The organism is Endobacterium cereale (genome assembly GCF_009617585.1).
GTDB lineage: Bacteria > Pseudomonadota > Alphaproteobacteria > Rhizobiales > Rhizobiaceae > Neorhizobium > Neorhizobium cereale.
Map to the genome: position 1 here is coordinate 140,035 of NZ_WIXI01000042.1, position 17,004 is coordinate 157,038.

The following is a 17,004-nucleotide window of genomic DNA, read 5'->3' on the forward strand; positions in this document are numbered from 1 at the left end:
TCAGTTCCTCGGGCGAACGGTCACGGTCGGCACGACCGACATTCCCGGGCCGATCGAGATGTCCTTTGGCCATTCGTCGATGGTCACCTTGACCGGCACGCGCTGCGTCACTTTCACGTAATTGCCGGTCGCATTTTCCGCCGGCAACAGAGAAAAAGCGGTTCCCGAACCGGGCTGTACCGACGCCACCCTGCCATGCAGGACATGAGCGGGATAGGCATCAATGGTGAGATCCACAGACTGGCCGGGACGCATATCCGACAGCTGGGTTTCCTTGAAATTGGCCGAAATCCACATATCGTCCGGCACGAACATGGCGATCGCCTGTCCGGCCTCCACGAACTGGCCCTTTGCCCCGCTGAGCTGAACGACGCGGCCGGGCTGTTCCGCATGCAGTTCGGTATAGTTCAGGTTCTGCTGTGCACTTTCCCTCTGGGCTTGCGCCTGCTTGAGGCTCGCAAGCGCATTTGCCCGCTGCGCCTGCGCCGCAACCTTGTTCTTGGTCGCCGAGGTGACGCTGGCTCCCGCCTGATTGAACGTGGCCTGCGCCTGCCTCAAGTTGGATTCGGATTGCTGCGAGGTCTGGACGGTGCCGGCACCGCCTTGCACGAGCTCGCGCTGGCGATTTGCCTCGTCTCTGGCAAATTGAAGCGCAGCTTCGGCTGAAGATTGCTGCGCCTGAGCCTCGGCGATGGATGCATCGCTGACCTCGACCTGCGCATCGGCACTGGCAATCGAGGCTTTGGCGGCTTCCACCTGACCGTCGGCCTGGTCAAGCGCGATCTGGTAATCTCTGGGGACGATTTTGGCGATCACTGCTCCGGCGGCCAGATGTTGGTTGTCGGTCACGGCGACGTCTTCGAGATAGCCGGAAACCTTAGCGGCTATCGAGAAGCTTCTTGCATCGATGAAAGCATCATCGGTGGTCTCATACGGATGGAAATAAACTAGCCATACAAAATAAGTGACGATCGCCAGTGCAATGATCACCACGACGGTCAGGAGCGTGGCAATGGGATGCCGCCTGAAGAAGGAAAACTTTCGTTTCTCTCCGTCCGAACCCTTCTCAGATTTTCGCTTATCGCCGGTAGCGTCCTTGTCGCGAATGTCTTTGAGAACGGATTGGCGATCAGTACCGTTGTCCGGTGCGGTGTCTTGGACCTGAGCCACGTTTTGCCCCTGCTGAAATGATGGGAAAGATCATTTTCAACGCGGCAATTCGGCAGGGGTTCCGATCAAGTGCCTGTTCTCGAATGACACCCCATGTCGGATTTTTCTGCACATCTCGATACAATCGAGCATATTATGTCGGTTCACGTCGCGACCGTTATTCGTCGTCAAAGGCTTGCTGACCACGTGCGGCCCCAGCGTCCAGGTCCCACTTCGGCATATCCTCGGCAATGTCTTCAGGAACACTTGGCATTTGTGAGCATTGACGAGTTCGTGAGGGCTGTTTCAATTTGGCAATTCGGCCCCATATCCTCAACGGGTGGCCTCGGCCCCTATTCGAAATAAGGAGTATCAATATGAAATGGACTGCACCTAAGTTTGTTGAAGTATCGTGCGGCATGGAAATCAACCGTTACGCACCGGCAGACGGTAGCGAGCCGGTTCTGTTCTGATCATGACGGGCACGGGGTTCATGACCGGCCTCCGGTTTCTCGTGCTCGGCGCTGCCGCCGGCGGCGGACTGCCGCAATGGAACTGCAATTGTTCCAATTGCGCCGCCGCCCGCGATCCGTCTTCAGGACTTGCCGCCCAGACGCAGTCTTCGCTTGCCGTCAGCATTGATGGTGAGAACTGGGCGATCTTCAACGCCTCACCCGACATTCGCCAGCAAATCCAGCAGACGCCGCAGCTTCATCCGAAAGCACTACGCCACAGCCCGATCAGGAGCGTCATCATAACCAATGCCGATGTCGATCATATCGGTGGGCTTCTGACGATCCGTGAAAAGCAGGCCTTCGATCTTTTCTCGACCTCGGCGATCGGCGCCGTCATCGACGCCAATCCGGTGTTCCGGGTGCTCGATCGGGCCTTTGTCAAGCGCCACGCGATCCGTCTGGATGAGGATTTCTCGCCGCTTGAAGGGCTTGAAGCTCGCATTTTTGCCGTACCTGGAAAGGTCGCGCTTTTCCTGGAAGAGGGCGAGCCGGAACTGGGGCTTGAGGGTGAGCAGACAATCGGCATCGAGTTCATTGCCGCAGGAAAGCGCGCCTATTACATTCCAGGTTGTGCAACATTGCCGGACTGGCTTTGCGAGCGCATACGCGGTGCGGATCTGGTCTTCTTCGATGGCACGGTCTTCACCGATGATGAGATGATCCGCGTTGGCACCGGCATCAAGACCGGCGAGAGAATGGGTCACATGCCCATTACGGGCGACGGCGGCAGCCTTGAGGCGCTGTCGAAGCTCGACATAGGCCGGATGGTCTATGTGCATATCAACAATACGAACCCGATCTGGCGCAATGGCGCGGAACGGGATGCCGTCAACGCCGCCGGTTTCGAGGTCGGACATGACGGGATGGAGATCGACCTTGACTGAAGTACGGAACAGAAACGATTTCGAAGCCCGGCTGCGCGCCATCGGCGACGCCCGCTATCATGACAAGCATCCCTTCCATGGCATGCTGCATGGCGGTCAGTGCACGATCACGCAGGTTCGCGCCTGGGTCATCAACCGCTTCTATTACCAGAGCCGTATACCGCTCAAGGATGCAGCCTTCATGTCGCGTTGCGAAGATGCCGCAATCCGCCGCGCATGGCGAAAGCGCATCGAGGACCATGATGGCGGCCGCGAGGAAGGCGGCGGCATTCGTCGCTGGCTGAAGCTGGCCGAAGCAGTCGGCCTTGATCCCGACTATGTTGCCTCCAATCGCGGCGTTCTGGCGGGCACGCGCTTTGCCTGCGATGCCTATGTGCGTTTCGTGCGCGACATGCCGATGCTGGACGCCGTCGCCGCCTCACTGACAGAACTCTTTGCGCCGACCATTCACAAGAACCGCATTGCCGGCCTGATCGAACACTATGCCTTCGCCAATGAAGAGGCGCTTTCCTATTTCCGCAAACGCCTCGATGAGGCGCCGGTGGATGTCGCCTTCGGCCTCAACTACGTTCTGGATCATGCCGACACGAAGGAAAAACAGGATGCCGCCGCCGCCGCTCTGACCTTCAAGACCGATGTCTTGTGGGCGCAGCTTGATGCGTTGCATCATGCCTATGTTTCCCCTGCCCTTCTTCCGCCCGGCGGCTGGGATGGCAAGGAAGGCGTGATCGGCGATCTCGATCAGCCGGCGCTGAAGCAGGACATCAAGGGAGTTGCAGTTTCATGAGCGAGCCTTCCGCCGTCACCGTAACGTCTCAGACCATTGCCAAACTTGCCCGCGGCGTGCGGCTGCGGGAAGATCCTGTTCGTGGCCAGACCGTCCTTCTGGCGCCGGAGCGGGCGCTGGCGCTCGATGAGATTGCTGTCATGATCGTCAACGCACTGGATGGTGAACGCACTCTGGACGCCATTGCCGCGGAGTTTTCGGTCAGGTTCGAAGCGCCGAAGGATCAGATCCTGTCCGACATGATCGCCTTCGTCGACGAGTTTTCCAAACGCAGGATGCTGGAGCTTAAGTCGTGAACGAGCATGTCAGCATTGCGCGCACGAGCGAATGGAACGGGGGACGTGTTCGTATCCCCGCGCCGATCGCCCTGCTTGCCGAATTGACGCATCGCTGTCCGCTTGCCTGCCCCTATTGCTCGAACCCTCTGGAACTGGATGGCGTAAAATCAGAGCTCACCACAGAAGAATGGATTTCCGTGTTCCAGCAGGCGGCGGCCCTTGGCGTGTTGCACCTTCACCTTTCCGGCGGCGAGCCGGCCGCGCGGCGCGATCTGGTCGAACTGACGATCGCTGCCGCAAAGGCCGGGCTCTATACCAACCTGATAACCTCGGGCATCGGCCTCACCGAAAAACGCATCGCGGAATTGTCGGATGCCGGCCTCGATCATCTGCAACTTTCCATCCAGGGATCGACACCTGCGCTGGCTGACAAGGTGGGTGGATACAAGGGCGGATATGCCCGCAAGATCGCCGTTGCCGAATGGACCCATGCGGCGGGCATTCCGCTCACGGTCAATGCCGTCTGCCACAAGCAGAACATGGACCAGATCGGCGACATGCTGGATCTGGCGGTCACGCTCGATGCACGGCGCATCGAGATCGCCACCGTACAGTTCCATGGCTGGGCCGAAAGAAACCGCAAGGCGCTGATGCCGACGAAAGAGCAGGTTCTGCGCACCAATACTTTTGTCGACGAAGCCCGCAAGCGGCTCGAAGGCATCATCGTTATCGATTATGTTCCGGCCGACCATCATTCAACCTACCCGAAAGCCTGTATGGGCGGCTGGGGGCGCACCGGTATCAACGTTACGCCATCCGGCAAGGTTTTGCCGTGCCATGCGGCAGAGAGTATCCCGTCCCTAAACTTCCAGACGATACGGGACATGTCGCTTGAAGACATCTGGTACGATAGCGACGCATTCAACGCCTATCGCGGCGACAGCTGGATGCCGGACCTTTGCCGCAGCTGTGACCGCAAGGCAATCGATATGGGTGGCTGCCGCTGTCAGGCCATGGCGCTGGCCGGTGACGCATCGGCGACGGATCCGGTCTGCATACGTTCTCCGATGCGGCAGCTTCTCGTTGAGCAGGCGGACGCAGACAGCCGCGCCGAACCACCCGAGTTCGTCTATCGTGGCAGATCGATTGAAGCAGATTAGGGGAACGTGAAGCGAACCTCCGCTTGACGGATCTGACAAACCGGCCTGCGGGCCCGTTGCAACCGCGCTTCAAACGCACCAAGGATAGCCGGCATGCTTTCCCGGTCGCGCGAGACATCATCGATCGGTTATCCGCACTCGTCATCGACTGGGATACCGGCAAGAGAATCACCTTGATATCAGGGACAGCGTTCGACTGCGTCAACAATCGGCGCGGTATTCACGTACTACCTCCGTTATTTCGCCGACGTTTACTGTCGTAGCCGCCAGTCGTCTGTCAGACGTTATTGCGGCAACTGTTCGAAACAGTGGTAAACGACTTGAGATTCCCGAAAATTATTGGCCATATGAAATGACGATCATGCGTGGAGGAGCGCCATGAGTCTCAGGCACCAGATCATCGCGCTGACGGTGATACCGCTCATCGTCGCCATCCTGACGGTGACGACGTTCATTACCCTGCAATCCGCCAATCTGATCGGCAGCAGTATCGGCACCTTCGAGCGAAACATGCTCAAGGCCAAGGAAACCGAACTGCTGAACATGACCAACCTTGCGCTGTCGGCCATCCAGGGCATCTATCAGGCCGCAGGCCCGGATGACGAGGCGGCCAAGGAAAAGGTTCGCGAGATCCTGACATCGCTCGATTACGGGCAGGATGGCTATTTCTTCGCCTATGATTATGACGGCAACAATATCGTCCATCCGCGGCAGACCTATCGGCCCGGCCGCAACTGGCTGGACCTCACCGATCCCGACGGCGATCACGTCATCGCCAACCTGATCGGCAAGGCGAAGGCCGGCGGTGGCCTGCATCAGTACAAGTGGCAAAAACCCTCGTCTGGCGAAATGGCCGACAAGCTCTCCTTTGCCGTCGGCCTCGACAAATGGAAGTGGATGCTGGGAACAGGCGTCTATCTCGATGACGTCTTTCTGCAGACCGCAGCCGCGAAAGCCGATCTGCGCGCCAATATCCGCCGAACATTCACCATCGTGGCGCTGACGGCACTGCCCTCGGTGCTTCTCGTGTTTGCGGCCTGCATTCTGGTGACGCTGCGCGAGCGGCGGATGGCGGACGGAAAGCTGAAGGAACTGACCAAACGCATCATCGGCGCGCAGGAACAGGAACGCGCCCGGCTTGCCCGCGAACTGCATGACGGTATCTCGCAAAACCTTGTCGGCGTGCGCTACGCCATCGATCTCGCCAGCCGCAAGGTGAAAAGCGGAGCCAACGACGCGGCGCAGGCCATCGGCAAGGGCGCCGACGCCTTGAACGGTGCGATCAAGGAAGTCCGTCGCCTTTCACACGATCTACGCCCCAGAGCATTGGACGATCTCGGGCTTTCAGCGGCATTGCAGGCATTGCTATCGGAATTTTTCGAGAGAACGGGCATCGCCATGTCGCTCGATGCCGCGCCTTTTCGCGATACGCTGAAGCCGGAAGCGGCGACAGCGCTTTACCGTGTGGCGCAGGAGGCTCTGCACAATATCGAAAAACATTCCGGTGCGACGCGCGGCGACATCAAGGTCTGGACAGTTACCGGCCGTGTGCGGATGACAGTGTCCGATAACGGCGGCGGTTTCGAAAAAAGTGCGAAACGCAATGCCAGCAGCGAAGGCGGGCTCGGCATCCGCAACATGCAGGAGCGCATGGCCCATTTCGGCGGCGTACTGCTGATCCGCTCCGCGGAAGACGGCACGACGCTGACGGCGATGTTGCCACGATCGGCCTCGCTCGCCGCCATCAAGACAAAGGATGCGGCATGACCATCCGCGTGCTTCTCATCGACAATCACCCGCTCGTTCTGGAAGGACTGGAGGCGCTGCTTCGAACCTTCGACCATATAGAAGTCGTCGGCACGGCAGCCACCGCACGAGTGGGACTGGAACGGGCTGTGCAGACCCGACCCGATGTCGTGCTGATGGATATCAACATGCCGCAGATGAGCGGGATCGAGGCGATCGAGCTTTTTCGGGAAAACCTGCCGCAGACAAAAATCCTGATGCTGTCCATGCATGACAGCAAGGAATACATCTCCACCTCGGTTCTTCATGGCGCGTCCGGTTATATCCTGAAGGACGTTTCCACCGACGAGATCATTTCGGCCATCGAGGCGGTCGCGGCCGGAGGCACCTATTTTTCATCGGGCGTATCCGCCGCGCTTCTCGATAAAAAGGACAATGCCGCATCGTCACTGCTGACAACGCGCGAGCACGATGTCCTGTTGTTGATCGCCAGCGGCCGCAGCAACCGCGACATCGCGCAGGCACTGGCGATCTCCGAAGCGACGGCCGAGACGCATCGCAAGAAGGTCAAGAAAAAGCTCGGCATCACAACGACGGCCGGGCTTGTCCGTTTCGCGATCGACAACGGTCTGGCGGCGCAAGAAGCGGACATACCCACTACTGGGTAGGGATGGTAATTTAGCGCCACGGCATTCTTGTCGGCGTGGCGAGGCGGCGATAGCAATTGCTGGATGGCAGGCCTTCGGTCCGGCTGTCACGGGGAGGAGAAAACATGACCGCATTCCTGAGCGTGTCGCGTGCGATAGACGCGATGAATACCCTATTGGGCAAAGCCGTTTCCTGGCTGCTTCTGGCCGCCGTGCTGATCAGTGCCATCAATGCGGTCACTCGCAAGCTTTTCAATCTCAGCTCGAATGCCTGGCTCGAGGCGCAATGGTACCTGTTTTCGGCAGCCTTTCTGCTGGCTGCCGCCTGGACCCTGCTCAGCAGCGAACATGTGAAGGTCGATCTGGTTTACGGCCAGCTGTCGCGCCGCACGCAGCTGTGGATCGAGGTTCTCGGCACGATCTTCTTCCTGCTGCCATTCTGCCTGATCACCATCTACCTGTCCTGGCCGATCGTCCTGTCCAAATTCCAGAGCGGCGAAGTCTCCAACAACACGGGCGGCCTCGTGCTGTGGCCTGTCTGGGCAATGATCCCGTTGGGCTTCGGTTTTCTGGCGCTTCAGGGCGTATCGGAACTGATCAAGCGTATCGCCATCCTTCGCGGCGCCATACCCGATGCGGTGGCGCTTGCCGACGCCGAAGCAAAAACGCTTTAAACCCAGCAGGATACGTTCACATGTTTGCATTTTTCGCGGAAAATCTCGCGCCGATCATGTTCCTGTCGCTGATCGTCGTCTTGCTGCTCGGTTATCCCGTCGCCTTCGCGCTGGCCTTTGTCGGCTTCGTGTTCGGTTTTATCGGCATCGAGATGGGGCTTTTGCCCATCAACCTGTTCGGCGCCATCCCCGACCGCATTTTCGGGCAGATGTCCAACGAGACGCTGCTCGCCATCCCCTTCTTCACCTTCATGGGCCTGATCCTTGAACGAAGCGGCATGGCCGAGGCCCTGCTCGACACGATCGGGCAATTGTTCGGCCCGATCCGCGGCGGTCTTGCCTTTGCCGTCATTTTCGTGGGCGCCATTCTGGCCGCGACCACCGGTGTCGTTGCCGCATCCGTCATTTCGATGGGCCTGATTTCGCTGCCGATCATGCTGCGTTACGGCTATGATCGCCGTGTTGCAGCCGGCACGATTGCCGCATCCGGCACGCTGGCGCAGATCATCCCGCCGAGCCTTGTGCTGATCATTCTCGCAGACCAGCTCGGCCGCTCGGTCGGCGACATGTACAAGGGCGCGCTGGTGCCCGGCCTGCTGCTCGTTGCAGCCTATTCCGGTTACATCATATTGATGTCGTTCCTGCAGCCTGCCAGCGTTCCGGCTCTGCCGCCGCAGGCTCGTACGCTGCGTGGCTGGAAACTGTTCGGCAGGGTGATCACCTCACTGGTGCCGCCGCTTGTGCTGATCTTCCTCGTTCTCGGCACGATCTTCATCGGCGTGGCGACGCCGACCGAAGGTGGTGCGATGGGTGCCGTCGGCGCGCTCGCACTTGCCGCCATGAACCGCAAGCTCAATCTGGCGATGATCCAGTCGGCGCTTTATGCCACGGTAAAACTGTCATCCTTCGTGATCTTCATCCTGCTCGGCGCGCGCGTCTTTTCGCTGACCTTTTATGGCGTCAACGGCCATGTCTGGGTCGAGCACCTGATGACCTCCATTCCGGGCGGCGAGATCGGCTTCCTGATCGTCGCCAACCTTCTGGTGTTTTTTCTGGCCTTCTTCCTCGATTATTTCGAGCTGGCCTTCATCATCATCCCGCTGCTGGCACCGGTCGCCGATGCTCTCGGCATCGACCTGATCTGGTTCGGCGTGATGCTTGCCATCAACATGCAGACCTCGTTCATGCATCCGCCCTTCGGTTTCTCGCTGTTCTATCTGCGATCCGTGGCGCCGACGCGGGCCTACAAGGACCGAATAACCGGGGCGACGATCCAGCCCGTCACCTCCGGGCAGATCTATATGGGTTCCCTGCCCTACCTCGCCATCCAGCTGGTCATGGTGGCTGTTGTCATCACCTTCCCCGGCCTCGTGACGCACTACAAATCCGGCAGCGTCGCAGTCGATCCGTCGACCATCCAGCTCAACGTGCCGATGCCCGGTGCGGGTGGGGAAAACCCGTTCGGCACCCCGACCCAGCCGTTCGGCGCACCGGAACAGTCTTCGGGCGATCCGGCACCACCATCCTTCGGCAGCCCTGCACCGGATTTCGGCTCGCCGACGCCGAGTTTCGGCTCACCATCGGAAACACCTGCACAACAGAACCCATGATCTTCGGCCGCATTACACACGGCAGCCACATATCAACCTTGAGGAGGAGGACACCATGACGGACAGGATCAACAGACGAAACTTTCTGACGAAAGGCGCCATCGGCGGTGCGGCAACCGTTGCCGGTGCAGCGCTAGCCGCACCGGCCGTGGCACAGGAACTGCCGACCATCAAATGGCGCCTGACGTCGGGCTTCCCGAACAACCTCGACACGATCTATGGCGGCGCCGTGGTGATGTCGCAGGCGCTATCGAAAATCACCGGCGGCAAGTTCGAAATCCAGGTGTTTCAGGCCGGCGAAATTGTGCCCGGCCCGCAGGCCATCGATGCCGTGAAGGCCAATACGGTGGAAATCGCCCATACCTGCGGTTATTATTTCACCGGCAAGGATCCGACCTTCGCAATCGGCTCGACCATTCCCTTCGGCCTCAACGGTCGCCAGCAGAATGCCTGGCTTTACCATGGCGGCGGCAACGAAGCCTATAACGAATTTCTGGCCGATTACGGCGTGATCGGCGTCCCCGGCGGCGCCACCGGTGCCCAGATGGGTGGCTGGTTCCGCAAGGAGATCAAGGGGCTTGCCGATCTCAAGGGCGTCAAGATGCGTATTGCCGGCGTGGCCGGTGAAGTTATGTCGCGCCTCGGCGTGGTGCCGCAGCAGCTGCCGGGCGGCGATATCTATCCGGCGCTGGAGCGCGGTACGATTGATGCGGCCGAATGGATCGGTCCCTATGACGACGAGCGCCTTGGCTTCTACCAGATCGCCCCGAACTATTATTACCCGGCCTATTGGGAAGGTGGCCTGACCATCCACTTCTTCATCAACAAGGCCCAGTATGAAGCCCTGCCGGATGCCTACAAGGCGGCGCTCGATGCCGCATGCAAGGCCGCCAACATCAACATGCAGGCGCTTTACGACGTCAAGAACACGACGGCGATCCGCTCGCTCGTCGGCAAGGGCGTCAAACTGCGTCCGCTGCCGCGCGATGTGATGGATGCCGCCTACAAGACGACATTCGAGCTTTACGCCGAATACAGCGCCAAGCACCCGGCATGGGCAAAGATCTATCCGGGCTGGAAGAAGTTCCGCGACGAGTCCTTCGAATGGTTCCGCGTCGCCGAATACAGCTATGACAGCTACATGTATGCGGCGCAGGCTTCGGGGAAATAAGAGCGATCCCGGTCAGGGGTCCGTTGAAGGCTCCAAACCCTGAAAGTTACGTGCCCGCGAGACAATCTCGCGGGCATTTTTAAGGGCGGAAATACCAGTACGGTAGCCGGCGAATCACATCGGCGGAACGACGCCATTGGTGCCGACGACAACGCGACCGCTCGACATAGAGCCGTCAGGTGCCTTTTCGGACGGTACGAACACCGTGGCGCCGGCCTTGATGTCGGAGACGGTGGCAGGCGCGAACGTCACGACCGGTGTGCCGTCCGGAATGGCGATCTTCTTTTCTTTTCCCTTGTAGGTCACGGTCACGGTTCGTCCGTCGACCGATTTCACCGCATCTGCGACCGTCGCATTGGTCATCGAGCTGTTGGGTTTCAAATCCCAAGCATAGCTACCCTCGCCGGTGCCTTTCATGGCCGCCGGAAAAATCAGCACTTCAAGTGCGCCGTCGCCGCCGTCAGCGGTCGGCAGGGAGGCGATGCCGACGAAGTCGCCCGGCTTGATATCATCGACGGATGCCTTGGCGACGCTCGATACCTTCCAGTCGTCCTTGAGCATGATCTTCGCATCAGTGCCCTCGCGGGTCTTCACCGACAAGGTCTGACCGTCGAGGCTTTCGACGGTGCCGCGGACACGAACCTGATCAGCCGCATGCGCTGCGAACCCGGCCGACATGGCCAGCAGCGTACCGGCGATGACCGATGTCCCGGTTCTAGAAATGATTTTGGAAATGGATAGCATATCTTGTTCCTTTTAGAGCCCTCGTCTCAAATCCCCGGTGGATGCGGGTGAAATCCGCCGGTGTCCCAAGCGGCAGCCATCGCGGCTGCCGGTGAACCAAATTCAGCGAAAATTAGATACCGGCGTACCACTCATAGCCGCGGTCTTCCCAGAAGCCGCCATTGCCGCCATAGAGGCCCGCCAGATCTCCCACTGCCTCGATGCGCATTAGGTACTTCGCCTGTTTGTAACCAAGTTGCCGTTCGACCCTCAGCCGCAGCGGCGCACCGTGCGGCACTTCCAGATCATGGCCGTTCATCGAATGGGCGAGGATCGTTTGCGGGTGATAGGCATCGACCAGATCGATGCTTTCATAATACCAGCCGCTGCCGTCGAGGCTTTTCTCGTATTCGTCGGCGCAATGGAAAACGATGTATCGTGCCTCCGGTTTCAGTCCCACCTTGTCGAGCACGGCGGCAAGCGGAACGCCGGTCCACTGCCCGATGGCGCTCCAGCCTTCGACACAGTCATGCCGGGTGATCTGGGTACGTGACGGCATCGCCTTGATCGCCGCAAGCGACAGTTTCGTCGGGCGTTCGACCAGACCGCCGACCTCCAGGTTCCATTGCGAGAATTTTTGCGAGAGCAGGGTCTGATATTCGGCGCCGTCCGGCATGCTGGTGCCATTGGCGCGGAAGGTCGGCGAGATGTCGGCCACGCTGAATTCGCGGGCCAGCGTCTTGTCGCCGATCAGCAGGCGCTGGGTGCGCATGGTCAAGCCCTCGGCCATCCGTAATGCCTGCTGCATGGTCGGGTTTTCGACCAGCAGATCGCAGCCGCTGAGGCCGAGTGCCGAGGCCGTGAGCGTCGAGCCGATCAGGAACCGGCGGCGGGTGATCAGGCGGCTCATGGTTTCGGCTCCCCTTGAGGCTGCACATGGATGGCGTAACGGCCGGTGATCATCGAGCGCATGTTGTTGAAGACGCCGGAGGCCAGAACCATGGCGACATGCACGATGACGAAGGCAACGAGCGAAAAGGCGGTGATGAAATGCAGGGTGCGGGCCGACTGGCGACCGCCGAAAACATCGAGCAGCCATGGTGCAAAGGCATTGAAGCCAGGCGACATGGTCAGGCCGGTGGCGATCATCAGCGGCAACAGCACAAAGATCACCAGCAGATAGGTGAGTTTCTGCAAAGCGTTGTAGTGGCGCGCCTGTTCGCCCTTCGGGAAACGCAGGCGGGCATGGTCGGCAATCTCGTGGCCGAGATGTGATGGCGTCAGTTCATTTTTCGTGGGCAACAGATCGCGGCGAAAATGCCGGGCGACAAAGCCATAGGCCATGTAGATCAGGCCGTTGATGACGAACAGCCAGGCAAAAAAGAAATGCCAGCGTCGGCCGGTGGCAAGATCCTGATAGCTCGGCAATGTTGCCCAAGCGGGAAAGCCGCGCGCCGTCTGCTCGCCATCGACAGCGGAAACGCCAAGCACGCCAGTGGTGTCGAAAGAGAGACTGCCGATGCGCGTGACACCCTTGACCGTATCACCATCCTCTACCGCCTGCATGGCGATGAATGACAGGTCTTCGTCGGCACCATACTGGCCCCAATAGAGGCTCGGATGAGCGTTGAAGATCTGCAGGCCGCTGAACAGCAGCACGGTCATGCACAGCACGTTCAGCCAATGCGACAGGCGAATAGTCAGGCTATGGCGACGAATAAGCGTGCGGGTGGCGGCAGGCTGGGCTGAAGCATCCATGGATTTTTCTCACGGAAACAGGGTGACCATATTGACGAAGGCGCCCCTGCAACAGTTGCAGGCTGCAAGGGCGCGAAGGCGATTATTTCATCGCGTCGCAGGACTTCATCATGTCCGCCTTCTTCATGCTGTCCTTTTCCATGCCGGCCTTGTGCATGCAGTCGGCCTTGGTGCCGCCCATCTTCGTCGCGTCGGCCTTCATGCCATCCTTTTTCATGGTGTCCGATTTCATCGTATCGGTCTTTTTCATGGAATCGTTGCTGGTCTGCGCCTGCGCGATGCCGGAAGCCAGCGACAGGCCGAGAAGGGCTGCAAGGCAGGTGGTGTTGAAAAGACGCGCTCTCATGATGTTTCTCCCAGTGGATGTGCTCGCCGCATGTCGCGCCGAAGGTTCACAGGAAGCTCATTCGATGGGCTGACGGATCGGTTACAGGCATCACGGCGATGTGATTGAATGATCGGTCACCGCCGTTTCTCGCTTTTCTTTCTTCAGCCGTGTAACCGTTTTCCGGTCAGGCCGTATGAAGCGGAAACGACATGAAGCATTTGACCGAACTTGAACTGAAAGCGCTGATGCTCTTGTCCCTCGATGGGGACGAGATTGCCTATCGCTGCCTGCTGGATATGCTGCGGCATCTGCTGGTCAGCTATTACGCAAGACGGCTTGGAGGGTCGGCGGCGGCACATGTCGACGATCTGGTTCAAGATACGCTGCTCGCCCTGCATCAACGCCGTATCACCTATGATCGCGATCGGCCGTTCACGGCGTGGTTCTTCACGATCGCCCGGCACAAGCTGGTCGATCATCACCGGCGTTCACGTGGACGTGCGCATGTCGGGCTGGAAGCAATCGGCGAGGTGGCGGATGATTACAGCGAGGATGCCGTGGCGGCGAATATGGACGTCACCCGGCTGCTGGCCAGCCTGCCTGCATGGCAGGGCGAGATGATCCGGCAAGTGCGGCTGGAAGGGCGGTCCGTCGCGGACACGGCCAAAGGTAGCGGTCGCACCGAAGCAATGGTGAAGGTCGGCGTGCATCGCGGCATCAAGGCATTGGCTGCGAGATTGAGAGGCGAGCGTGGCGAAGATGGATAACATAATCGATGAGTTGGCGAAGGATCTTCAACCTGTGCGCAAACATGCACTGCACAGGCTGTTGATGCTTTCACTCATGCCGGGCATTGCCTTTTCGGCAGCATTTATCCTGCTGGGGCATGGCTTTCGCCCCGATATTGCTGCCGCCGTCTCGCAGGCCGCATTCTGGGCAAAATCCGCTTATCCGCTATTGCTGTCCATCGTGGGAGTGGTTGCCCTCATCAAGGTAGCACGTCCGGGCGGACGGCCGGTTGCCGCTGCAGCCCCAGTGTTGGTTATCTACGCCCTTTTGATCATTCTCGGACTTCTGCAACTGAATGCCGCAACTTCAGCGTATGAACACCATCGGCTGATCATGGGCATTTCCTACTGGTTCTGCCCATTGATCATTCTGGCTGCCGGTGCACCGCTGATGGCGGCAACCTTCTGGTTCCTGCGCCGCGCCGCGCCGACCCAACCACGCCTTGCCGGCTTCATTGCAGGGGCCACTGCCGGCTCCATCGGCGCCTGGGTCTACAGCTGGGGCTGTATCGAGAACGGCCTAACGTTTGTGGCGTTGTGGTACACGCTTGGCATCGTGTTATGCGGCCTGATCGGGATGCTGCTCGGAAGGCAATTACTCCGTTGGTAAACGGCGATCTCACCCGCAGGCAATGTTTGCACTTTTTTGGATTTGGTGTCAGATTGCCTGTCTTGATGGGATGCGAACTAGTGATCCACGCTCCGCAACGCATAAACCATTGCAGTTTGTGTTACTTTACAGATTCAATACGTAATTCACGCCATAAAAGCCCGTTATGGAACTGAACATATCGCAGTTATTCAGCCTCATATCCTGAGGCTTTGAGGAATTTTCTTCATCCATCAACTGGCAAAAGGTTGATGATGTCGCCGAATGCTTGTGCGATCGTATCGAAGCTTCTTTCCGTTTACTTTGGCAACCGCGCCTTAATTTTCGAGAACGCCATGTAGATCGGGTTCAGATTCGGCGAATAGGGTGGCAGGCACAAAAGCCACGCTCCCTGCGCATTGACCCGTTGCGCGGCTCGCCCGCTTTTTTTGGAAACCGACATTGTCGAGGATGGCAACGTTACCGGGCTACTGTGTCGGTACGAGTTGCGTCTCGACCCATGTTTCGACTATGCGGCTGTGCATCGGCGCAGTGAAGATCCATGGCGCCCTCAGACCATGGCACAGAAGACCAATGAAGGTCTCGATTTTCCAGCGGCAGAAAGGTGCATAGGCGTTGAACCGACTGCCCTTTTGCGACCATCCGGTACGTTTTATCAGGCGTGTTCGTGGAAGGTCTCATCAATAAAGATGAGAGGCCACAATGTCTTGTTGAAGAGCGGCTTTCTCCGGTTCATCCATAGGTCACGCGCCCTTGCGATCTCGGACTGCGCTGTTCATGTGCCGTATGGCTTTTTTGCTCAGCCAAGCCGGTGCAGAAACCGGCTGGCTATTAAGCGGTGGACTTCAACGCCGCGCGCGGCGAGCTCGACACACAGTTCGTCCAAGGCCATTTCGCCGGGGGCGAGATTTTGCTCCAGGCGGATGCCCCTGCTTTTCTGGGTGAAATGAGCCGCAAGAGCGCAGCAGGATCATCATGTTGTTGACGCAAGGTGGCGAAACGCGGAGATGCCGCACGGCATTTCCGGTGACTATTGCCGTCGTAGACAAACGCCACGCTCACACGACTCGATCGGACGCGGCTTGCCCTTGGCGTCTCTCCTTCCACAGGCATAGTGAATCACAGCTCATGTCAAACGAGCATCGCGGATCTTGTTTGGTGCAACATCTTTAGCCACTAGTTTGGTGAAACGGCCAGACATCTGAACTTTACAGGATCTGCTTCCTCGCAGGCATTTTCGCTGCGAAGAAGCAATTTTTACTCCTTAACCGCACCGGTCATCGACGACACGTAATAATCGACGAAGAAGGAATAGAGGATCACCACCGGCAGCGAGCCGAACAGCGCGCCTGCCATCAGCGAGCCCCACTCGAACACATCGCCGCGCACCAGTTCGGTCAAGACGCCGACCGGGATCGTCTTGTTTTCCGACGACTGGATGAAGGTGAGCGCGTAGATGAACTCGTTCCACGATAGGGTGAAGGCAAAGATGCCGGCCGAGATCAGGCCCGGCACCGCCAGCGGCAGGATGATTTTTATGAGAATCTGCCAGCGGCTTGCGCCATCCACCAGCGCGCTTTCCTCCAGTTCAAATGGGATCGAGCGAAAGTACCCCATCAGCAGCCATGTGCAGAAGGGAATGAGGAAAGTCGGGTACGTGAAGATGAGCGCCAGCCGGCTGTCATAGATGCCCAGTTTGAAAACGATGAAGGCCAGTGGAATGAACAGGATTGATGGCGGGATCAGATAGGCGAGGAAAATCACAAGGCCGACCTGTCGCGAGCCGGTGAACCGGATGCGCTCGATGGCATAGGCGCCGAGCACCGAGGCCACCAGCGACAGCGCAGTGGAGCCGATCGCTACCAGCATCGTATTCCAGAGCCAGCCCGGATAGGAGGTTTCGAAGAACAGGTATTTGATGTGGTCGAGCGTTGGGCCGACCACCCAGAACGGGCTGTAATTGGTGTAGTCGGTCAACTGATCATTGGGTTTTACCGCCGTGATCGCCATCCAGTAGAACGGAAAAAGCAATACGAAGATGAAGACCGCCATCGGCAGGTACAGCATCACGACGCGGCGGGGCAGACGGTTGAGATAGCTCATGCCTTCGGCATTGTCGGTCAGGACGGCGTCAGTCGGGCGGGTGGTCGTGGTTTGTGTGGTCATTGGTCTATCC

Annotated in this window: 18 protein-coding genes; 12 read left to right on the top strand and 6 right to left on the bottom strand. The window is 58.9% G+C overall.

Going from position 1 to position 17,004, the window contains the following annotated elements; all coding sequences use genetic code 11:
* A complete protein-coding gene (locus GAO09_RS12165; protein WP_324185526.1) occupies positions 1-1,170 on the bottom strand; it encodes an HlyD family secretion protein in 1,170 nt (389 codons plus the stop codon).
* Positions 1,171-1,526: 356 nt separating this feature from the next.
* Between GAO09_RS12165 and pqqA the strand changes: the two genes are divergently transcribed.
* The 10 genes from pqqA to GAO09_RS12215 all read left to right on the top strand — a co-directional run bounded on the left by pqqA (position 1,527) and on the right by GAO09_RS12215 (position 10,621).
* Positions 1,527-1,622 (top strand): pyrroloquinoline quinone precursor peptide PqqA, encoded by a 96-nt coding sequence (pqqA, locus tag GAO09_RS12170; protein WP_062461193.1) that lies wholly within the window; start codon positions 1,527-1,529, stop codon positions 1,620-1,622.
* Between the two features lie 20 nt (positions 1,623-1,642).
* The gene (pqqB, locus tag GAO09_RS12175; protein WP_235938078.1) at positions 1,643-2,548 is read left to right on the top strand and encodes a pyrroloquinoline quinone biosynthesis protein PqqB; all 906 of its coding nucleotides are present in this window, start codon (positions 1,643-1,645) and stop codon (positions 2,546-2,548) included.
* Complete coding sequence (gene pqqC, locus GAO09_RS12180; RefSeq protein ID WP_209018695.1) at positions 2,520-3,335, top strand: pyrroloquinoline-quinone synthase PqqC; 816 nt, start codon at positions 2,520-2,522, stop codon at positions 3,333-3,335. Before pqqB ends, pqqC begins: the two co-directional genes overlap by 29 nt.
* Positions 3,332-3,631: a pyrroloquinoline quinone biosynthesis peptide chaperone PqqD gene (gene pqqD / locus GAO09_RS12185; protein ID WP_153354272.1), complete on the top strand. Its 300-nt coding sequence runs from the start codon at positions 3,332-3,334 to the stop codon at positions 3,629-3,631. Before pqqC ends, pqqD begins: the two co-directional genes overlap by 4 nt.
* On the top strand, positions 3,628-4,773 hold the full coding sequence (gene pqqE / locus GAO09_RS12190; RefSeq protein WP_338015077.1) for a pyrroloquinoline quinone biosynthesis protein PqqE: 1,146 nt from the start codon (positions 3,628-3,630) through the stop codon (positions 4,771-4,773). The genes pqqD and pqqE overlap by 4 nt, the downstream gene beginning before the upstream one ends.
* A 378-nt stretch (positions 4,774-5,151) precedes the next feature.
* On the top strand, positions 5,152-6,540 hold the full coding sequence (gene mctS / locus GAO09_RS12195; protein ID WP_153354273.1) for a two-component system sensor histidine kinase MctS: 1,389 nt from the start codon (positions 5,152-5,154) through the stop codon (positions 6,538-6,540).
* Positions 6,537-7,187, top strand: a complete 651-nt coding sequence (gene mctR, locus GAO09_RS12200; protein WP_153354274.1) for a two-component system response regulator MctR — start codon at positions 6,537-6,539, stop codon at positions 7,185-7,187. Before mctS ends, mctR begins: the two co-directional genes overlap by 4 nt.
* Before the next feature lie 104 nt (positions 7,188-7,291).
* The gene (locus GAO09_RS12205) at positions 7,292-7,840 is read left to right on the top strand and encodes a TRAP transporter small permease subunit (RefSeq protein ID WP_153354275.1); all 549 of its coding nucleotides are present in this window, start codon (positions 7,292-7,294) and stop codon (positions 7,838-7,840) included.
* A gap of 20 nt (positions 7,841-7,860) precedes the next feature.
* Positions 7,861-9,450 carry a TRAP transporter large permease gene (locus tag GAO09_RS12210; RefSeq protein ID WP_153354276.1) on the top strand — a complete coding sequence of 530 codons (1,590 nt, stop codon included), beginning with the start codon at positions 7,861-7,863 and terminating at the stop codon, positions 9,448-9,450.
* A 55-nt stretch (positions 9,451-9,505) separates the two neighbouring features.
* Positions 9,506-10,621 carry a TRAP transporter substrate-binding protein gene (locus GAO09_RS12215; RefSeq protein ID WP_153354277.1) on the top strand — a complete coding sequence of 372 codons (1,116 nt, stop codon included), beginning with the start codon at positions 9,506-9,508 and terminating at the stop codon, positions 10,619-10,621.
* A gap of 114 nt (positions 10,622-10,735) precedes the next feature.
* On the opposite strand, the gene GAO09_RS12220 is transcribed toward GAO09_RS12215, so the two are convergent.
* The 4 genes from GAO09_RS12220 to GAO09_RS12235 all read right to left on the bottom strand — a co-directional run bounded on the left by GAO09_RS12220 (position 10,736) and on the right by GAO09_RS12235 (position 13,448).
* Positions 10,736-11,365, bottom strand: a complete 630-nt coding sequence (locus GAO09_RS12220) for a hypothetical protein (protein ID WP_153354278.1) — start codon at positions 11,363-11,365, stop codon at positions 10,736-10,738.
* Positions 11,366-11,477: 112 nt separating this feature from the next.
* Positions 11,478-12,254, bottom strand: a complete 777-nt coding sequence (locus GAO09_RS12225) for a molybdopterin-binding protein (RefSeq protein ID WP_153354279.1) — start codon at positions 12,252-12,254, stop codon at positions 11,478-11,480.
* Positions 12,251-13,102: a cytochrome b/b6 domain-containing protein gene (locus GAO09_RS12230; RefSeq protein ID WP_153354280.1), complete on the bottom strand. Its 852-nt coding sequence runs from the start codon at positions 13,100-13,102 to the stop codon at positions 12,251-12,253. The genes GAO09_RS12225 and GAO09_RS12230 overlap by 4 nt, the downstream gene beginning before the upstream one ends.
* Before the next feature lie 82 nt (positions 13,103-13,184).
* Positions 13,185-13,448 (bottom strand): pentapeptide MXKDX repeat protein, encoded by a 264-nt coding sequence (locus GAO09_RS12235; RefSeq protein ID WP_153354281.1) that lies wholly within the window; start codon positions 13,446-13,448, stop codon positions 13,185-13,187.
* 191 nt (positions 13,449-13,639) lie between these two features.
* Here GAO09_RS12235 and GAO09_RS12240 point away from each other — a divergent pair, with 191 nt between their 5' ends.
* Positions 13,640-14,197 carry a sigma-70 family RNA polymerase sigma factor gene (locus GAO09_RS12240; protein ID WP_153354282.1) on the top strand — a complete coding sequence of 186 codons (558 nt, stop codon included), beginning with the start codon at positions 13,640-13,642 and terminating at the stop codon, positions 14,195-14,197.
* Positions 14,190-14,828 carry a DUF1109 domain-containing protein gene (locus GAO09_RS12245; protein ID WP_153354283.1) on the top strand — a complete coding sequence of 213 codons (639 nt, stop codon included), beginning with the start codon at positions 14,190-14,192 and terminating at the stop codon, positions 14,826-14,828. Before GAO09_RS12240 ends, GAO09_RS12245 begins: the two co-directional genes overlap by 8 nt.
* A 1,257-nt stretch (positions 14,829-16,085) precedes the next feature.
* Here the strand turns inward: GAO09_RS12245 and GAO09_RS12255 are convergent.
* Positions 16,086-16,994 (bottom strand): carbohydrate ABC transporter permease, encoded by a 909-nt coding sequence (locus GAO09_RS12255; RefSeq protein WP_153354284.1) that lies wholly within the window; start codon positions 16,992-16,994, stop codon positions 16,086-16,088.
* Positions 16,995-17,004 lie beyond the last annotated feature (10 nt).

What these genes read in the sequence shown, in the direction of transcription:
- pqqA (WP_062461193.1), top strand. Translation starts at nt 1,527, where the DNA reads ATGAAATGGACTGCACCTAAGTTTGTTGAAGTATCGTGCGGCATGGAA.
- pqqB (WP_235938078.1), top strand. Translation starts at nt 1,643, where the DNA reads ATGACCGGCCTCCGGTTTCTCGTGCTCGGCGCTGCCGCCGGCGGCGGA.
- pqqC (WP_209018695.1), top strand. Translation starts at nt 2,520, where the DNA reads ATGACGGGATGGAGATCGACCTTGACTGAAGTACGGAACAGAAACGAT.
- pqqD (WP_153354272.1), top strand. Translation starts at nt 3,332, where the DNA reads ATGAGCGAGCCTTCCGCCGTCACCGTAACGTCTCAGACCATTGCCAAA.
- mctS (WP_153354273.1), top strand. Translation starts at nt 5,152, where the DNA reads ATGAGTCTCAGGCACCAGATCATCGCGCTGACGGTGATACCGCTCATC.
- mctR (WP_153354274.1), top strand. Translation starts at nt 6,537, where the DNA reads ATGACCATCCGCGTGCTTCTCATCGACAATCACCCGCTCGTTCTGGAA.
- GAO09_RS12205 (WP_153354275.1), top strand. Translation starts at nt 7,292, where the DNA reads ATGACCGCATTCCTGAGCGTGTCGCGTGCGATAGACGCGATGAATACC.
- GAO09_RS12210 (WP_153354276.1), top strand. Translation starts at nt 7,861, where the DNA reads ATGTTTGCATTTTTCGCGGAAAATCTCGCGCCGATCATGTTCCTGTCG.
- GAO09_RS12215 (WP_153354277.1), top strand. Translation starts at nt 9,506, where the DNA reads ATGACGGACAGGATCAACAGACGAAACTTTCTGACGAAAGGCGCCATC.
- GAO09_RS12220 (WP_153354278.1), bottom strand. Translation starts at nt 11,365, where the DNA reads ATGCTATCCATTTCCAAAATCATTTCTAGAACCGGGACATCGGTCATC.
- GAO09_RS12225 (WP_153354279.1), bottom strand. Translation starts at nt 12,254, where the DNA reads ATGAGCCGCCTGATCACCCGCCGCCGGTTCCTGATCGGCTCGACGCTC.
- GAO09_RS12230 (WP_153354280.1), bottom strand. Translation starts at nt 13,102, where the DNA reads ATGGATGCTTCAGCCCAGCCTGCCGCCACCCGCACGCTTATTCGTCGC.
- GAO09_RS12235 (WP_153354281.1), bottom strand. Translation starts at nt 13,448, where the DNA reads ATGAGAGCGCGTCTTTTCAACACCACCTGCCTTGCAGCCCTTCTCGGC.
- GAO09_RS12240 (WP_153354282.1), top strand. Translation starts at nt 13,640, where the DNA reads ATGAAGCATTTGACCGAACTTGAACTGAAAGCGCTGATGCTCTTGTCC.
- GAO09_RS12245 (WP_153354283.1), top strand. Translation starts at nt 14,190, where the DNA reads ATGGATAACATAATCGATGAGTTGGCGAAGGATCTTCAACCTGTGCGC.
- GAO09_RS12255 (WP_153354284.1), bottom strand. Translation starts at nt 16,994, where the DNA reads ATGACCACACAAACCACGACCACCCGCCCGACTGACGCCGTCCTGACC.